Genomic DNA, 16,323 nt, shown 5'->3' on the forward strand with positions numbered 1-16,323 from the left:
CCCCTGGACCCCGCCCCTCCCGAGGAATTCCTCCAGGCCGCCAGGCTGGCACCCGACCACTGGCTCTACCTGTCCGATCCCGCCTGGCAGGGGGAGGGGCCGCCGCCCGAGTGGGCCGTGGTCGGCCAGTGGCGTTCCGACTCCGAGGGCGAGATCGTCGAGTGGGAGGACAACGAGGAGTACCGGCCGTCGCCCGCGGCGATGGGGTGGCCCGAGCCCGCTGACGACGTGGACCGCGCCATCCAGTTGGCCACCACCGGGTACGGCCCGGCGGAGGATGTCACCGCCGCCCTGGCCCGGGCGGAGGTCGCGGTGCTGGTCACGGCGGACGGCGAGCCGGTGAGCGCGTCGGCGCCGGACGGCACGGCCGTGATTCCCGTCTACACCTCCCCCCGCTATCTCCAGGCCGCCGGGCAGCTGGGGTTCGAACGGCTGCCCGTGGTGGATCTGCTCGGCCGGATCCCTGCCGGCCACAGCCTGTCCCTCAACAGCTCCGCCCCGGTCGGCATGGTGCTGACCACGGACGGGCTCGCGGAGGTGCTGCGCGAGGCGGCGGCCCCCGGGGCCGACGGGCCGGAGACCGGCGAACCGGAGCCGGGAGAGCCGCCGGTTCCGGAGACCGGGGTGACGGCAGGTCCGATCACCAGCGGGGGTTCTTGAGCACGCGGAAGCGTGTTCCGCGCTGCCACGGTGCGAGTTGCCCCGCCGGCACGGTGCACGCGCTTCGTGCCCCCGCGCGCCTCCGGTGCAGGGGCGCCGGCCCTGCGTGCGGGGCTCAGGGGCGCCAGCCGTACTGCGGGGGTACGCGCACCTGGTCGCCCAGTTCGCGGGCGGCCCGGCGTGCCCAGGTGGGCTCGCGCAGCAGCTGCCGGCCGATGAGGACCGCGTCCGCCTCGCCGTTGGCGAGGATCTTCTCGGCCTGTTCCGGTTCGGTGATCTCGCCGACGGCCGCCACCGGCATCCGGGTCTCGTGCCTGACGCGGGAGGCGAACGGGACCTGATAGCCGGGGCCGGTCGGGATGGTCACGCCGGACGCGTTGCCGCCGGTGGACACGTCCATCAGATCGACACCGTGCTCGGTGAGGATCCGGGCGAGGGCGACGGTGTCCTCCGGCGTCCAGCCGTCCTGCTCCAGCCAGTCGGTGGCCGAGACGCGGAAGAACAGAGGCAGTTCCTCGGGCCACACCTCGCGTACGGCGTCGACCACCTCGACGGCGAGCCGGATGCGGTTCTCGAAGCTGCCGCCGTAGGCGTCGGTGCGCCGGTTGCTGGACGGGGAGAGGAAGTTGCCGATCAGATAGCCGTGGGCGCCGTGCACCTCGACCACCTGCATGCCCGCCCGCAGGGCCAGCCGGGCCGACGTACGGAAGTCGTTCACGACCTCCTGGATCTCCTCGGTCGTCAGCTCCTGCGGCACGTGCAGACCGGGGTAGGCCACCGCGCTCGGGGCCACCGGCTGCCAGCCGTTCTCGTCCGGCCCCACCGGGTGCTCGCCCTCCCAGGGCCTGCCGGTGGACGCCTTGCGCCCGGCGTGCGCGAGCTGGATTCCCGGGACGGTGCCCTGTTCCTTCAGGAATCCGGTTGTCCGTCGCAGCTCGGCGGCCTGGGTCTCGTTCCACAGCCCCAGGTCGTTGGGGGATATGCGGCCCTCGGGCGCCACGCCGGTGGCCTCCAGGATGATCAGGCCCGTACCACCTGCGGCACGCGAGCCGTAGTGCTGGAAGTGCCAGTCCGTGGCCACGCCCGTCGCGGGTCCGGTGGGCGCCGCGGAGTACATGCACATCGGAGGCATCCACACGCGGTTGGGGATGGTCACGGACCGCAGGGTGTACGGCTCGAAGAGGGCACTCACGGAAAGCTCCCGTCGGTCGGGAAGAGGAGGGGGGATGTCGAGGGGATGCCGGGTGGGGCGGCCGGACGACGGCAACTACGATAAATGGCGTAGTACGTCATCTGTCAAATTACGAACATCCTCGTACAAAGGTTTCCGCGGGGAGCCGATACCACCGCCCAGGAGCTGACCGGTCATGACGAAGCAGCCGGACGCCGTCCCCGCGCGGGGACGGGAACTGCCGCACCCCGACCCCGACGCGATCCGTCTCGGCGACGTCCTGCACGCCCTGGCCGACCCCGTACGGCTGAGTGTCGTCAGTGCGCTCGCGGCCGACGGCGGGGAGCTGGCGTGCTCCGAGATCGAACTGCCCGTCACCAGATCCACGTGCACGCACCACTACCGGGTGCTGCGTGAGAGCGGGGTGCTGCGTCAGATCTACCGGGGTACGGCGAAGATGAACCAACTGCGGCGCAAGGACCTGGACGACCGCTTCCCCGGTCTGCTCGACAGTGTCCTCGCCGCTGCCGCCGGGGAGGGCTCCGGCGGCTGAGGAGAGGTCTCCGCGTCCCCGCTGCCGTGCCGGTGATGCTGCGGCGCCGGTGATCGGCCCGTCGAACGCACCGGTCGGTGGCGGGGCCTCGGTGTCACGCGCGCCCGCGGCCGGGCGCGGGCCGGGTCCGTCAAGGCCGCGCGGTGCGCTCCAGACGGGTGCGGAGTGTGGCGGCGAAGTCCTCGGCGCGGGCCAGCTGGACCCGCAGGTCCTCGATCTTCCGTCCGGCGGTGAGCTCGTACTCCCTGACGCGCTCCAGGAGTTGCACCCTCTCCTCGGCCGGGGGCGGCTTGTCGGCGTCGAGGCGGTCCGTGGCCTCCAGAAGGTCACGCATCTCGTCCAGGGTGAAGCCGAGCGGCTTCATCCGCCGGATGACCATGAGGCGTGCGACGTCGGCCTCGGTGTAGAGGCGGAACCCTCCCTGCGAGCGGGCGGAGGGGGTGACCAGGCCCGTCTGCTCGTAGTGCCGGATGGTGCGCAGCGACAGCTCGGTCCGCGCGGCGACCTCGCCGATCTGCATGTGCTCGCTGCTCACGCGGCGCCCTTCCTCTTCTGCAGCCAGGGCCGAGGCGGCCGGCGTCGATCTCTACTGTAACGTTAGGGTAGAGTTGCGGAGCCCCGGGGGCGGCTCCTGCCGTCCGCCGCTCCCTTCGTACGGGACGCCCACCCGGGTCCCGCAGCCGTGAGCCGTGCCGTGGCCGATGACGCCTCCGGCAAAGACCGATCCCCGCAGGAGCTGAGCGCGCGCATGCCCATGACGCCCGGCGCCGCCGCCTGCCCGCCGTGATCCTCCGCCTCTGGGCGGCGGCCCCGTAGCCCCTCCGCCCGCGCCTGCCGCTCCTGCGACCTCCGGCCCGCCGTACGTGGGCTTCGCGGACGGCCGGCCCGCATTCCCACTTCTTTCCGCACGCCCTGATGCCGCCGGGCGTGCCCGAGCACGACAGGTAGCTCATCTTGTCCACGTCCGCACTGTCCCCGGCCGCCCGCCTGCGCGGCCTGCGCCCCGACTGGCTGCACGATCCGAAGGTCTGGCGTACCGAGGTCCTGGCCGGTCTCGTGGTCGCGCTCGCCCTGATCCCCGAGGCGATCTCGTTCTCGATCATCGCCGGCGTCGATCCGGCGATCGGCCTGTTCGCTTCGTTCACGATGGCCGTGACCATCTCGGTCGTCGGCGGGCGCCGCGCGATGATCTCCGCGGCGACCGGTGCCGTGGCGCTGGTGATCGCGCCCCTGAACCGCGAACACGGCTTCGGCTATCTGGTCGCGGCCGTGATCCTGGCCGGCGTCTTCCAGATCGTCCTCGGCGCGCTCGGCGTGGCCAAGCTGATGCGGTTCGTGCCCCGCAGCGTCATGGTCGGCTTCGTGAACTCACTCGCCGTCCTGATCTTCATGGCCCAGGTCCCCGAGATGCGCGACGTGCCCTGGCCGGTCTACCCGCTGATCATCGGCGGCCTCGCACTCATGGTGTTCTTCCCGAAGATCACCAAGGTGGTCCCGGCCCCACTGGTCTCCATCGTCGTCCTCACCGTGATCACCGTCGCCGCCGGCATCGCGGTGCCGACCGTCGGTGACAAGGGCGACCTGCCGTCCTCCCTCCCGGTGCCCGGCCTGCCGGACGTGCCGTTCACGATGGACACCCTGACCACGATCGCGCCCTACGCGCTCGCGATGGCGCTGGTGGGTCTGATGGAGTCGCTGATGACGGCCAAGCTCGTCGACGACATCACCGACACCCGTTCCTCGAAGACCCGGGAATCCGTCGGCCAGGGCATCGCCAACATCGTCACCGGGTTCTTCGGCGGCATGGGCGGCTGCGCCATGATCGGCCAGACGATGATCAACGTGAAGGTGTCCGGTGCCCGCACCCGCCTCTCCACCTTCCTGGCGGGCGCGTTCCTGATGGTGCTGTGCATCGTCTTCGGTCCGGTCGTCTCCGACATCCCCATGGCGGCACTGGTCGCGGTGATGGTGATGGTGTCCTTCGCGACCTTCGACTGGCACTCCGTCGCACCCGGGACGCTGAAGCGGATGCCTGCCGGTGAGATCGCCGTCATGGCCGTCACCGTGGCCTGCGTGGTCACCACGGACAACCTCGCCATCGGCGTCGTCGTCGGCTCCGTCACCGCCATGGTCATCTTCGCCAGGCGCGTAGCCCACCTCGCCGACGTCACCGCGGTCACCGGCCCCGACGGCGGCGCCGTGGTCTACACCGTCACCGGCGAGCTGTTCTTCGCCTCGTCCAACGACATCGTCGGCCGGTTCGACTACGCGACCGAGGCCGACCGGATCGTCATCGACCTGACCGCCGCCCACATCTGGGACGCCTCGTCCGTCGCCGCCCTCGACGCCATCGAGACCAAGTACGCCCAGCGCGGCAAGACCGTCGAGATCATCGGCCTCAACGAGCCGAGCGCCCGGATCCACGCACGGCTGAGCGGCGAACTCAACGGCGGCCACTGACCGTGCCCCGTCGTCGGAGGTACGGGGTCAGCCACGCCCATGAGTTGTCCGCTGTGAACTTTTCCGCTGTGAACTCTCCGATGTGAACCACGGGAGACGACACGTCTGTGACACCGGTGCGCCCGTGACCGCCCCGGCGCGGACCGCGGACCGGCTCGCCGAAGGGCTGGACGAGCCGGTCCCGTAGGGGCGGCGAATCTGCGGCGGCCCGCTCACACCGGGCTGTCGCCACCTGCCGTCGCGGCGAGGGCGCCGACAGGTTCCCCGACGACCGCCGAGGACAGTGGGACCGGCGTGAACATCGGGGTTCCTCGTCCACGGTCAGGGCCTCGGGCCGTACAACCAGTCGGTGAACGAGCAGTCGTAGGTGTCGCGGGCGCGCAGCAGCGCGATGCGCTGCTCGCGGGCGATGCCGTCGAGGTCCACAGTTCGCCCCACGCCCGGGAGGTGGTGAGTACCCGGCGGCAGTGCCCGGGGCGGACCGCCTCGTAGGCGAAATGAACGCTGCTGCCACCGGACGCCTTCCACCTTCCGGTGGGCCGCCCCGTCACCCACAAGAGCTACCGTGACGCCGCCCACCGGTCCCGGCTCGTACTGCCGTTCACGACGGTCACTGCGACGGACACGAAGCGGCCGGGCTCCGCACGCCGCGACCACGGGGGAGACCTGCTGAACGGTTCCTGACCCGGAGACCGTGGTGCCCGCCAGGTGCCTGTCGCACCCGGCGGGCACCACACGCCCTCATACCCCCTGTGTCACTTCCGCCAGAACAGGTGATGCGTCATGCCACTCGGGCTGGGCACGACGTCCAGGTGGAACCGGTCGAGCAGCTCGTCGGGTGAGTCCCAGAGCCGCAGCCCGGATCCGAGCTTCACGGGCGAGACCGCCACATGCATGGTGTCGACGAGACCGGCGTCGAGGAACTGCCGGATGGTCGTCACGCCGCCGCCGAGCCGTACGTCCTTGCCCTGTGCCGCCTCCCGCGCCTGGCCGAGGACCGTGGCCGGGTCGGCGTCGACGAAGTGGAACGTGGTGTCGGAGAGCGTGAACGAAGGGCGCTCGTGGTGGGTCATCACGAACACCGGTGTCCGGAAGGGAGGTTCGTCCCCCCACCAGCCGCGCCACTCGTGGTCGCTCCAGGGCCCACGCTGGGGGCCGAACTTGTTGCGGCCCATGATCTCGGCGCCGATGTTGCGTGCGAAGTCCCGCGTGAGGTAGTCGTCGAGGCCCCGGCTGCCCCCCGGATCGGTGCGCATGGGCCAGCTCGCGGTGGCGCCGGCCCAGGCGAACAGCTGCCCGGGATCCACGTTGCCGAATGGACGTTCGAGACTCTGGTCCTCGCCGGCGGCGATGCCGTCACTTGAGATACTGAAGTTCTGGACTCTCAGCAGCTGGGTCACATGTTCCTCCTGGGTTGTCGACGACGACGGTAAGACTCTCCGGGCCGGAAGAACTCATCGTCGCGTCCGGGGGCGGCCTGCCATCGGGCAACACCCCATTGCGGTGGCCGAGCACTTTGCCTCACTGACGCCGACGGGAGCGCCTCCGCCGTGATGCGCCGGGCATCGAACAGCGGGAAAGTGAGAAATGTTCTCCACCGTGGGGGCCGAGCGGACGGAGCGTGCTCATCGTGGCGAAGGAAAAGAAGCTCGGCAAGGGCGACCAGGTCTCCTGGAGCAGTCATGGGCAGAACGTCCCGGGAGAAGTGAAGAAGAAGATCACGGGACGCGAGGAAGCGGCCGGGCGCACCGTCGATGCCTCGAAGGACGAACCGCAGTACGAGGTCGAGAGCGACAAGAGCGGCCGCAGAGCCGTTCACAAGCCGCAGTCCCTGCGCAAGAAGGGCGGCGGCTCGTGAGCGGGAAGGAGGGCGCGGACCGGGACGAGACCATCGAGGAGTTCGGCGAGGCCGTGAACATGACCCCCCGCGGCCTCAGGAATTGGCTGGCCACGGACGAATCGAAGCGTGCGGGCCAGTCGGACGGTGACGCGGAGAGCGTGGGGCATGCCTCCGGGCGCCGCATCGTCGAACTCCTGGAGAAGAAGAAAGCCGATCTGGCGGATGACGACGTCGCGCACATGCGCAAGGTAGTCGGCTATGTGCACCGGCACCTGAAGCAGCGCCCCTCCGGTGACATCACCGATACGCCGTGGCGGTACTCCCTCATGAACTGGGGCCACGACCCGTTGTCGTGACCGCGCCGCTCCCCTGACCGGCCGAAGACCGCGCGCCCCGTACGGAACGGGGCCGGCCCACCGGGCGTGTACGTGGCAGTGCGTGCCGATGCGCGCGAGAAGCGGGACGACCGGCGTTGCGGGGCAGGGCACACGGCGTCGTGCGCTTTGATCGGTGAAGGACAGCGTCGCGTCGCACAGACGGCCCGGCCAGGCAACAGATCGTCGATGGAGCGCGCGGCATGGCTGAGGAAGAGTCCGGCACCCCCCATTGGCTGTTCGGCGACCAGCTCGGACCGCATTTCGTCGATCCGGCGCGGGGCGGCCCCCACCGGGACGCGCCGCTGGTGATGATCGAGGCCCGCAGCGTCTTCCGGCGACGGCGCTTCCACCGCGCCAAGGCCCACCTGGTGCTTTCCGCGATGCGTCATCGAGCCGCCGAGCTCGGTGACCGCGTTCGGTACGTCAGGGCGGACACCTACCGGCAGGGCCTGCGCGAGGCGGTGGGGGGCGGTCCGGTGACCGTGCACCATCCCACGTCCCATGCCGCTCTCGCCCTCGTGCACGCGCTGCCCTCCGTACGCGTCCTGCCGGCACGCGGCTTTCTCGTGACGCACGACGACTTCAGGAACTGGGCGGACGACCGCGGCACGAAGCACCTCCGGCAGGAGGACTTCTACCGCTGGGTCCGCCAGACCCACGACCTGCTGATGGAGGGCGACCGGCCCGTCGGCGGCCGATGGAACCTGGACCACGACAACCGGCAGCCCCCGCCCAAGGGAGCCCCGGACCTGGGTGTCCCGGCGCCCTACCGGCCCCGGGAGAGCGACATCGACGCCGAGGTGCGGTCGGACCTCGACCGCTGGGAGCGTGAGGGGGACGCCGAGTTCGTCGGTGAGGACGGGCCGCGCGGATTCCCCGCCACCCGCCGCGAGGCACTCGCAGCGCTCCGCCGCTTCGTCGAACACCGCCTGATCACGTTCGGCGCGCACGAGGACGCCGTTCTCGCCGGCGACGCCACGATGAGCCACAGCCTGCTCTCCTCGTCGCTCAACCTCGGTCTGCTGGACCCCGCGGAATGCGTCGAACGCGCAGAGGCGCGGTGGCGTTCCGGCGACGTCCCTCTCAACAGTGCCGAGGGATTCGTGCGGCAGATCGCCGGATGGCGCGAGTTCGTCTGGCACGTCTACTGGTACTTCGGTACGCAGTACCGTGAGAACAACGCCCTGCGCCACCACGAGCGTCTGCCCGACTGGTTCACGGAACTGTCCCCGGACGCGACAGAGGCGAACTGCCTGTCCCATGTGCTCGAACAGGTCAGGACGACCGGCTGGACGCACCACATCCCCCGACTGATGATCCTGGGCAGTTTCGCCCTGCAGCGGGGCTGGGAGCCCCGGGCCGTCACCGACTGGTTCCACCGCAGCTTCGTCGACGGCTACGACTGGGTCATGGTCCCGAACGTGGTGGGCATGTCGCAGTACGCGGACGGGGGCCGCATGACCACCAAGCCCTACACGTCCGGGGGCGCCTACATCGACCGCATGAGCGACCTCTGCGGCCCCTGCCGCTTCAAGCCGTCCGTGCGGGTGGGTGAGGACGCCTGCCCCTTCACCGCCGGCTACTGGAACCTTCTGCACCGCCACCGCGACCGGTTCGAACGCAACGCCCGGATGACGCAGGCGGTGCGGGGGCTGGACCGGCTCCGCGATCTCGACGAGCTGCTGGAACAGGAGCGCGAGCGCCGGGACTGAGACCCCCGGGCAGGACGACGCACCCGCGCGGCGCGGCATGATGGGTCCAGGGCCGGACGGGCGCGGGCACCGGGCCGTCGGCCGTCGTAGCGAGGAGAAGTACGTGGAGCGACCGGCGGCAGGATCCGCCTCGGGCGAGCCCGAACAGCAAGCGCTCTTCGGGTGGCCGGACGCCCCACCGGCGCAGGCCGCGCACCAGCCGTTCCGGGACAGCCCACAGGCACGCCGGCTGCTCGACGTACGGGAGGTCTACGCGGAGCCGGCGGCCCTGGACTCCCCGCGCGGCCGGCAGATCATGGCCCGGCTGCCTGGGGTGCGGGTGACCGAGGTCGACAGCCACTGGCGCATCCCCTCGCTCCACGGCAACGACGGCAACATCGCCCGCTGGGTGCGCATCAAGACCGAGACGCTCGTCCTCGGGGTCAAGCACACCCTCGCGACTCGCCCCAACGGCAGGTCGGCCGACTGGATCGCCCCCGGCCCCTCCAACGGGTGCGCGATGGCCTGCGCCTACTGCTACGTGCCCCGGCGCAAGGGCTACGCGAACCCCATCACCCTGTTCACCAACATCGAGGCGATCGTCGCCCACGTCCGGCGCCACGTCAGGGCACAGGGCCCCAAGACGACACCCAACCAGTGCGATCCGCAGGCCTGGGTCTACGACATCGGCGAGAACGGTGACTGCTCCGTCGACGCCCTAGTCTGCGACAACACGGCGGATCTCGTAGCCGCGTTCCGTGGGCTGCCGACGGCCAAGGCGTCCTTCGCGACCAAGTTCGTCAACCCCGATCTGCTGGCGCTCGACCCTCAGGGGCGTACCCGGGTGCGCTTCTCCCTCATGCCGGCCGACGACGCCCGGCTGCTGGACATCCGTACCAGCCCGGTCGCCGAGCGGATCGCCGCGGCGGCCGACTTCCTCGACGCCAGCTACGAGGTCCACTTCAACCTCTCGCCCGTCGTCCTGCGCCCGGGGTGGCAGCGGGACTGGGCCGACCTGCTCATCCACCTCGACGACGTCCTGCCCGCCCGTGTGAAGGAGCAGGCGGCGGCCGAGATCATCATGCTGACCCACAACCAGTCGCTCCACGAGGTGAACCTGGGCTGGCATCCCCGCGCCGAGGAAGTGCTGTGGCAGCCCGCCGCCCAGGAGACCAAGCGCTCACAGAACGGCGCCCTCAACGTGCGTTACGCCCGCGAGATCAAACAGCAGTCCCTGACCCGGATCCAGCAGCTGCTGGCATCGCACGCCCCGTGGCTGCGCATCCGGTACGCCTTCTGACAAGGGCGCGTACGGGACCGGCGCGACCCCGCGCCGCGGCGGGGGCGGCCGCGTCCTCGGTCAGTCGCTCTCCCCGAGACCCTCCTCGCTGACCCCCTGACTGTCACGTGCGTACGGCACGATCTGCACAGGGCAGTGGGAATGATGCAGCGCGGCGTGGACGACGTGACCGAGCCCCAGGACCGACATGCCGCGCCGCTCGTGGCTGCCCATGACCAGGAGCCCGGCCTCCCGGCTCGCGTCGACGAGGGCGGACGCCACGGACCGGGCCGTGACCACCTCCGTCCGCACGGTGAGGCCAGGACTCTCCGCGCGGAGCCGGGCGGCCAGGTCGTCCGTGAGCTGCTCACCCGGGCCCCCGGCGTCCTCGGGCAGCGCGGGACGGCCGCCGAAGCCGGCGAGCAGGCGCCGGACGTTCAGCAGACGCAGGGCGCATCCGCGCGCCTTCGCTTCCCGTGCGGTGCGGGCCAGCCACACGGCGTCGTGTTCGTCCCGGACCGCGGCGGTGACCGGCGCGCCGTCCTCCCGGCCGCTCTCACCACGCACCACGATCACGGGGACAGGGCTGCCGACCGCCGCTTCGAGACCGGTCGACCCCAGCAGAAGAGGGCCGAACCCGCCGCTGCCCCTGCTGCCGACGACGATCGTGTCGCCCGGCCGGGCAGCCGCGTGGAGCGCGGACACGGGATTCCTGCGGCTCATCTTCACCGTGAGGTCGAGCGAGGGGAATCGGCGCCGTATCTCCTTCTCGGCCTCCGCCAGCAGGGCGTTGCCCTTGTCCTGGACGTGCTCGGACGTCTCGAAGGAAGCGAATCGGTCCAGGCGGTCCAGATTGGTGGCGTGAACGAGAAACAGGCCGTGTTGCAACCGGGCGGCATCGGCCGCACCCCAGAGCGCTGCGGCCCTGGCCTGCTCCGAACCGTCCACTCCCACGACCGTCCTCGGCCGTCCAGTGGCGCCGGACATCGGGGTACGCATGGCGACTCCTAGTGCCAGCCGTCTTCTGTTCGTACTTTCATGCTGTCACCGCCGGACGCGGTGCGGCCAGTGCGGGAGGGGGCCCGGAAAGGAGATGGACCACCCCAGGGGCCGGCCCGGCGGGCTGGTAACCCTGGCTCCTGCCGCACCACGAGTGGGAGTTGGGCGCCGCCGCATGACCGTCCGGGCTTACCGGTGCGAGGAGAAGTCCGCAGTCCCGTTCCGCGGCCGCCGGGCAGTGCTTTCGTACTTGGCCGGTTAACAGCGCAAGCACACCACCGCGGCAGTCATAGGGTCGCCCGCTGTGACGGTTACCCCGGGTCCGGCGCCGCTCTGGCGCGACCACCAGTTCGTACTGCTCGTCTCGGCGCGGATCATCTCGGTTCTGGGCAACGGCTTCGCGCGCGTGGCGCTCGCGTTCGCAGTCCTGGCGCTGCCCGGTGCGAGCCCGGGGCGGCTGTCGCTGGTGCTGGCCTGCCAGGCGCTGCCGCAGCTGCTGTTCATCCTGGTCGGTGGGGTGATCGCGGACCGGATGTCCAGGGTCCGGCTGATGGCCATCGCCGACTGGGTCGGGATGGTGGCATACGGGGGTCTGGCCGTCATGGTCCTGGCAGGCCGTGCTCCGCTGGCGGCGATGTGCGTCCTGGCCGTCCTCGCCGGAACGGCGACCGCCCTGTTCTCCCCGGCGATGGACGGTGTTCTGCCGCTCCTGGTGTCCAGGGAACGCCTGCAACAGGCCAACGCTCATCTGCGGGTGGGCACCAACATGTCCTTGCTCCTGGGGCTGGCGATGTCAGGTGTGACGGTGGCGCTGGTCGGGGCGGGCTGGGCGCTCGCGCTGAACGCGGCCTCCTTCGCGGTCAGCGCGGTACTGGTGTTGCGGCTGCGTGTGGCAGGGCGGCCGCCGAAGGCAGCGTCCGGCTGGGCGGACCTGCGGGAGGGCTGGGAGGAGTTCTCATCCAGGCGGTGGCTCTGGCCCGTGGTCGCGCAGTACACGATCGTGGTCGCCGCCCTGAACGCAAACGTCGGTGTACTGGGCCCCCTGGTGGCCGAGGAGCACCTGGGCGGTGCGCGGGCGTGGTCGGTCATCGTGGCCGCTCAGGCGCTGGGCACCATCGCGGGCGCGGGTCTGGCCGCACGGGTCCGAGTGGAGCGTCCCGTGCTGGTGGCGGTCCTCGCCACGTTCCCCGCCGCCGCACCGATCGCACTGCTGGCCTGGCAGGCACCGGTGTGGTCGATCGCTGCGGCCATGTTCGGTTCCGGCGTCGCCGCCGACGTCTTCGCTGTGCTGTGGGCCACCACCGTCCAGCGCGAGATCCCCGAAGAGGTCCTTTCCCGGGTCAGCTCCTACGAGTGGTTCGGCTCGCTGGCCTTCGCGCCCCTCGGTCTGCTCGTCGCGGGTCCCGTGGCCGACGCGGTCGGTACCGGCCCCGCCCTGGCGGGCTGCGCGATCCTGATCGTGCTGGCCACAGCGGCGGCTCTCCTGTCCCCCTCCGTACGCGGTCTCAGGGCTTCGCAGGACACTGAAGTCAGGGCCGTGGACGGGGCGCCGGACGCTGTGGAGCGTACGGCGTAGCGAGGACGGGCCCTGCTGGACACCCCGGCCCGTCGGTGTTGCCCGGACCGGTGCGGCACCGTACACGGAGCGCCCCTCACCGTCCGGACTTCAGGCCGATGCTGTCGGCCTGTGCACACGAATCAGCGTCTGCTGGCCGCGGACGGCCGGGCTTTCGGAACGGTGCGGGCGGCCGTGCCCGGGGAAAATCCCTACCGTGGCGGCCGGGGGCGGTGGAGACTCGGCGCATGGCTGACATGGGGGAGTTCCAGGAAGCGGTCACCGCGTGGGCGGCGGGTGGCCCCGGTGGCCCCGGTGGCCCCGCGCGCGAGCTGGCCGCGCGGCTGCCCGTCCGGACGGTCGTGCTGCTCGAAGGACCGAGCGATGTCGCGGCGGTCGACGCGCTGGCCGCGAGCCGCGGCCGGAATCTGGCAGCCGAAGGAGTCTGCGTGCTGGCGATGGGGGGTGCGATGAGCGTCGGGCGCTTCGCCCACATCCTCGGGCCGCCCGGCCTGGGCCTCCGCCTCATGGGACTGGTCGACGAGGCGGAGCGTGGCTACTACGCCCGCGGACTGGAGCGGGCCGGCGCGGCGCAGCAAGGGTTCTTCGTCTGCGCGGCGGATCTGGAGGACGAGCTGATCCGCGCACTGGGCGTGACGCGGGTGGAGGAGCTCGTCCGGACGGAGGGCGATCTGCGCGCCCTGCGGACATTCCTGCACCAGCCCGCGCAGCGGGGCCGCACCTCGCAGCAACAGTTGCGGCGTTTCCTCGGCACGAAGAAGGGGCGCAAGATCCACTACGGCCGCGTCCTCGTCGAGGCCCTGGACCCCGGCCGCGTACCCGAACCGCTCGACGGCCTCCTCGCCGGTCTCTGACCGGGCGGCACGGCGGTCTCGCGCACGCGCAGCCAGAGGGGAACGCGGGAAAGCCCGAACGCGGTCCCGGCGAGCAGCAGCACTCACCTTCCGCGGACGGGGCCCCTCAATCCGCCCTCGCCCGCTTCACTCGAAGAACTTGAGGCTCCAGCCGGTGCTGGTAGGGGAGCCGGGGACGTTGGCGCGGCTGTAGGTGATGCCGCCCCACCAGCTGAACGTACCCGTGTACCAGTACCGGTTGGCCCACGAGTACGGCGTCCCCTTCGCCACCGCGTGGAACATCAGGGGGAACCGCGGGCCGGCCGGCGGGCTCGTGCCGATGTCGCCGTCGAGCAGGACGAAGCTGTGGTGGCCGGGCCCGTCGACGTACAGGGTCGGATCCCAGCCGGGCATCATCGTGGCGCGTGCGGAACCGAACAGGCAGCCGTTCGACTTGTACCAGTCCCAGACGTACGTGGGGTCGCCGCCGGCCCGGAGCCGCAGATCCGCCAGGCAGTACTGGTCGCTCCAGCTGCCGTTGGCGGAATAGACGATGTGCAGCTGGCCGTTCGGATCCTTGATCGCCTCGGGGGCCTCGTTGATGAACGGGTTGCCGACCACCCGCTCCCAGCTCTCCCGCGGCTGCGAGATGACGTACCGCGCACCGGCCGGCGTGGTCGGGCTGCTCATCCGGCTGATGTAGAGGTTCTGCTCGACGTTGGTGTCGCCGGCCCAGCCGGACCAGACGAACCAGCGCTGCCCTCCGAAGGTGAACATCGTGCCGTCGATGGCCCACTTGCCGTCGGCGAGCGCGAGTTTCGTCTCCGCGGTGTAGCCGCTGTCCGCCGTGGCCGAGCTGATCACGTACATCCGGTGGGCGGCCCCCCTCCCGGCCGAGAAGTAGACGTAGTAGCGGCCGCCGTCCCGCACGACCTCCGGAGCCCAGACCTCGCCCAGGTCGCGGGTGTCCGACCAGATCCGGCGAGCGGGTGCCGAGGCCAGACCCGCCGTCGACGAGGCCTGCCGTACGGCGATGCCGCCCCCGGCCGACTGCACCGAGACATACGTGCCGCCGACGCGGATCACGCTGGGGTCAGCGGCCTGGAGACCTGTGCGGTCCGCTCGCGCGGGCCCGGCGGAGGTGAGGGACATCGCTGCGGCGAGCAGGACGGACAGAGCGAACACGGCGATACCGGAAAGGTGACGAGAGAGCTTCATCATCCCGCTCCACGGTTGGCGGCCCCGGAGCCGACGCGGCACCGGGGAGTGGCGGTCGGTACGAGAACAAGAGGCTGGTCAGGACCGTGTCGGCGGCGGTCGCGAGGACGTGTGTCCCCCGCTTGCCCTCGACGTGTACATCGATGAAAAGAGCGCTTCCACAGCATCGCGATTGGTCCTGTGCATGTCAATGGTGCAGCCCGGTCTCGCGCGAGTGCGCATGATGGTGCTCCCACTCGGTTCACCGACACCTCCGGAGGACGGCGCATGGCCGAGAACGCAGCGCCCGCCGATGAACTGCCGCTGTCCGGCATCACGGTCGTGAGCATCGAGCAGGCGGTGGCCGCTCCCTTCGCCACCCGGCAGCTCGCCGATCTCGGAGCACGGGTGATCAAGGTGGAGCGTCCGGGCGGTGGTGACTTCGCCCGCCGGTACGACACCACGGTCCACGGCCAGTCCAGCTACTTCGTGTGGCTGAACCGCTCCAAGGAATCGGTGACCCTGGACCTGAAATCGGAACAGGGCCGGGAAGTCCTCGAAGAACTCCTGGCACAGGCCGACGTGTTCGTGCAGAACCTGGCGCCCGGTGCGGCCGCGCGCATGGGGCTGGGCCCCGACGCCCTGGCGAAGCGGTTCCCGTCGCTGATCCCGTGTTCGGTCACCGGCTACGGATCGAGCGGACCATGGGCGGACCGCAAGGCCTACGACCTGCTGGTGCAGTGCCAGACCGGCCTGGTATCCCTGACCGGCAGTGCCGGGGAGGCCGCCCGGGTCGGGGTGTCGGTCGCCGACATCGCCGCCGGCATGTACGCCTACAGCGGCATCCTCACCGCGCTGTTCACCCGGGCGACCCGCGGCTTCGTACGCGCCGTGGAGGTCTCGCTGTTCGAGGCGCTGGCCGAATGGATGAGCCAGCCCGCCTACTACACGGCGTACAGCGGGACACAGCCGCCCAGGGTCGGCACCCGGCACGCGACCATCGCCCCGTACGGCACCTACACCGCGGCCGACGGGAAGGACGTACTGCTCTCCGTGCAGAACGAACGCGAATGGGCGGCCCTCTGCGCGCGGTTCCTCGAGGCTCCCGGCCTCACCGACGACCCGCGCTTCGCCACCGGGTCCGCCCGGGTGCGCCACCGTGAGGAGGTCGACGCGCTCCTGGCCGTCCGGATCGCCGCGTCCGGCAGTGGTGAGGTGATGGAGCTGCTGGATGCCATCGGCATCGCCAACGCCCCGGTCAACGACGTGAAGCAGTTCCTGGAGCATCCCGTGCTGAGTGGCCGGGACCGCTGGCGGGAGGTGCCCGTACCCGGCGGCCTGACGATGAGCGCCCTGCTGCCGCCCGTCGAACTCGGCGGCACCGTCCCGCGCATGGACGCCGTCCCCGCCGTCGGGGAGCACACCGACCAGATCCTGGCCGAGCTGGGATACGCGCCTGACCGGATCGACGCCCTGCGGGCCGAGGGCGCCGTCTGACCACCCGGCCCGCGAGCGGGGCTCGATGCCCTCATGGCCGTGTCGGGTCCTCGTCGAGCGGACGGTGAACGACCCTCGGTATCACCTGCGGAGCGCTCCGGTCCGCCATGCCTCTCCTCGCCCATGCGGCGTCGCCCCGGTCGTCGACGATGTGTCGGTGAACTACGTCTGCACCAAAGGTCGTTGCTGT

The 16,323-nt window shown here is 70.9% G+C and carries 15 protein-coding genes; 10 read left to right on the forward strand and 5 right to left on the reverse strand.

Going from position 1 to position 16,323, the window contains the following annotated elements:
* Positions 1-660, forward strand: a 660-nt coding sequence (locus BFF76_RS23900) for a type VII secretion system-associated protein (RefSeq protein ID WP_420877221.1), incomplete at its 5' end; no start/stop codon positions are given.
* A 115-nt stretch (positions 661-775) separates the two neighbouring features.
* On the opposite strand, the gene BFF76_RS23905 is transcribed toward BFF76_RS23900, so the two are convergent.
* A complete protein-coding gene (locus BFF76_RS23905; protein WP_053931115.1) occupies positions 776-1,852 on the reverse strand; it encodes an NADH:flavin oxidoreductase/NADH oxidase in 1,077 nt (358 codons plus the stop codon).
* A 175-nt stretch (positions 1,853-2,027) separates the two neighbouring features.
* Between BFF76_RS23905 and BFF76_RS23910 the strand changes: the two genes are divergently transcribed.
* Positions 2,028-2,384, forward strand: coding sequence for an ArsR/SmtB family transcription factor (locus tag BFF76_RS23910; protein ID WP_053931116.1), 357 nt, complete (start codon positions 2,028-2,030; stop codon positions 2,382-2,384).
* 130 nt (positions 2,385-2,514) lie between these two features.
* Here BFF76_RS23910 and BFF76_RS23915 read toward each other — a convergent pair whose 3' ends face one another.
* Positions 2,515-2,919 (reverse strand): MerR family transcriptional regulator, encoded by a 405-nt coding sequence (locus tag BFF76_RS23915; protein WP_042837046.1) that lies wholly within the window; start codon positions 2,917-2,919, stop codon positions 2,515-2,517.
* Positions 2,920-3,338: 419 nt separating this feature from the next.
* Between BFF76_RS23915 and BFF76_RS23920 the strand changes: the two genes are divergently transcribed.
* Entirely contained in the window at positions 3,339-4,844 is a 1,506-nt protein-coding gene (locus BFF76_RS23920) for a SulP family inorganic anion transporter (protein ID WP_065849029.1), read from the forward strand.
* Positions 4,845-5,599: 755 nt separating this feature from the next.
* Here BFF76_RS23920 and BFF76_RS23925 read toward each other — a convergent pair.
* Positions 5,600-6,244 (reverse strand): dihydrofolate reductase family protein, encoded by a 645-nt coding sequence (locus BFF76_RS23925; RefSeq protein WP_031098207.1) that lies wholly within the window; start codon positions 6,242-6,244, stop codon positions 5,600-5,602.
* A gap of 230 nt (positions 6,245-6,474) precedes the next feature.
* Between BFF76_RS23925 and BFF76_RS23930 the strand changes: the two genes are divergently transcribed.
* The 4 genes from BFF76_RS23930 to BFF76_RS23945 all read left to right on the forward strand — a co-directional run bounded on the left by BFF76_RS23930 (position 6,475) and on the right by BFF76_RS23945 (position 10,052).
* Positions 6,475-6,702: a hypervirulence associated TUDOR domain-containing protein gene (locus BFF76_RS23930; protein ID WP_065849039.1), complete on the forward strand. Its 228-nt coding sequence runs from the start codon at positions 6,475-6,477 to the stop codon at positions 6,700-6,702.
* On the forward strand, positions 6,699-7,040 hold the full coding sequence (locus tag BFF76_RS23935) for a DUF3140 domain-containing protein (protein WP_031098204.1): 342 nt from the start codon (positions 6,699-6,701) through the stop codon (positions 7,038-7,040). Before BFF76_RS23930 ends, BFF76_RS23935 begins: the two co-directional genes overlap by 4 nt.
* A gap of 221 nt (positions 7,041-7,261) precedes the next feature.
* Positions 7,262-8,773, forward strand: coding sequence for a cryptochrome/photolyase family protein (locus BFF76_RS23940; RefSeq protein ID WP_065849030.1), 1,512 nt, complete (start codon positions 7,262-7,264; stop codon positions 8,771-8,773).
* 103 nt (positions 8,774-8,876) lie between these two features.
* Complete coding sequence (locus BFF76_RS23945; RefSeq protein WP_065849031.1) at positions 8,877-10,052, forward strand: spore photoproduct lyase family protein; 1,176 nt, start codon at positions 8,877-8,879, stop codon at positions 10,050-10,052.
* A gap of 60 nt (positions 10,053-10,112) precedes the next feature.
* Here BFF76_RS23945 and BFF76_RS23950 read toward each other — a convergent pair whose 3' ends face one another.
* Positions 10,113-11,030 (reverse strand): universal stress protein, encoded by a 918-nt coding sequence (locus BFF76_RS23950; RefSeq protein ID WP_053931118.1) that lies wholly within the window; start codon positions 11,028-11,030, stop codon positions 10,113-10,115.
* Positions 11,031-11,334: 304 nt separating this feature from the next.
* On the opposite strand from BFF76_RS23950, the gene BFF76_RS23955 reads away from it, so the two are divergent.
* Positions 11,335-12,606 (forward strand): MFS transporter, encoded by a 1,272-nt coding sequence (locus BFF76_RS23955; RefSeq protein ID WP_167359525.1) that lies wholly within the window; start codon positions 11,335-11,337, stop codon positions 12,604-12,606.
* Between the two features lie 227 nt (positions 12,607-12,833).
* Positions 12,834-13,460, forward strand: a complete 627-nt coding sequence (locus BFF76_RS23960; RefSeq protein ID WP_065849032.1) for a TOPRIM nucleotidyl transferase/hydrolase domain-containing protein — start codon at positions 12,834-12,836, stop codon at positions 13,458-13,460.
* A gap of 126 nt (positions 13,461-13,586) precedes the next feature.
* Here BFF76_RS23960 and BFF76_RS23965 read toward each other — a convergent pair whose 3' ends face one another.
* Positions 13,587-14,657 (reverse strand): glycoside hydrolase family 43 protein, encoded by a 1,071-nt coding sequence (locus tag BFF76_RS23965; RefSeq protein ID WP_065849040.1) that lies wholly within the window; start codon positions 14,655-14,657, stop codon positions 13,587-13,589.
* A 267-nt stretch (positions 14,658-14,924) separates the two neighbouring features.
* Between BFF76_RS23965 and BFF76_RS23970 the strand changes: the two genes are divergently transcribed.
* The gene (locus BFF76_RS23970) at positions 14,925-16,133 is read left to right on the forward strand and encodes a CaiB/BaiF CoA transferase family protein (protein ID WP_065849033.1); all 1,209 of its coding nucleotides are present in this window, start codon (positions 14,925-14,927) and stop codon (positions 16,131-16,133) included.
* Positions 16,134-16,323 lie beyond the last annotated feature (190 nt).

This window comes from Streptomyces mutomycini (genome assembly GCF_001700505.1).
GTDB classification, from domain to species: domain Bacteria; phylum Actinomycetota; class Actinomycetes; order Streptomycetales; family Streptomycetaceae; genus Streptomyces; species Streptomyces mutomycini.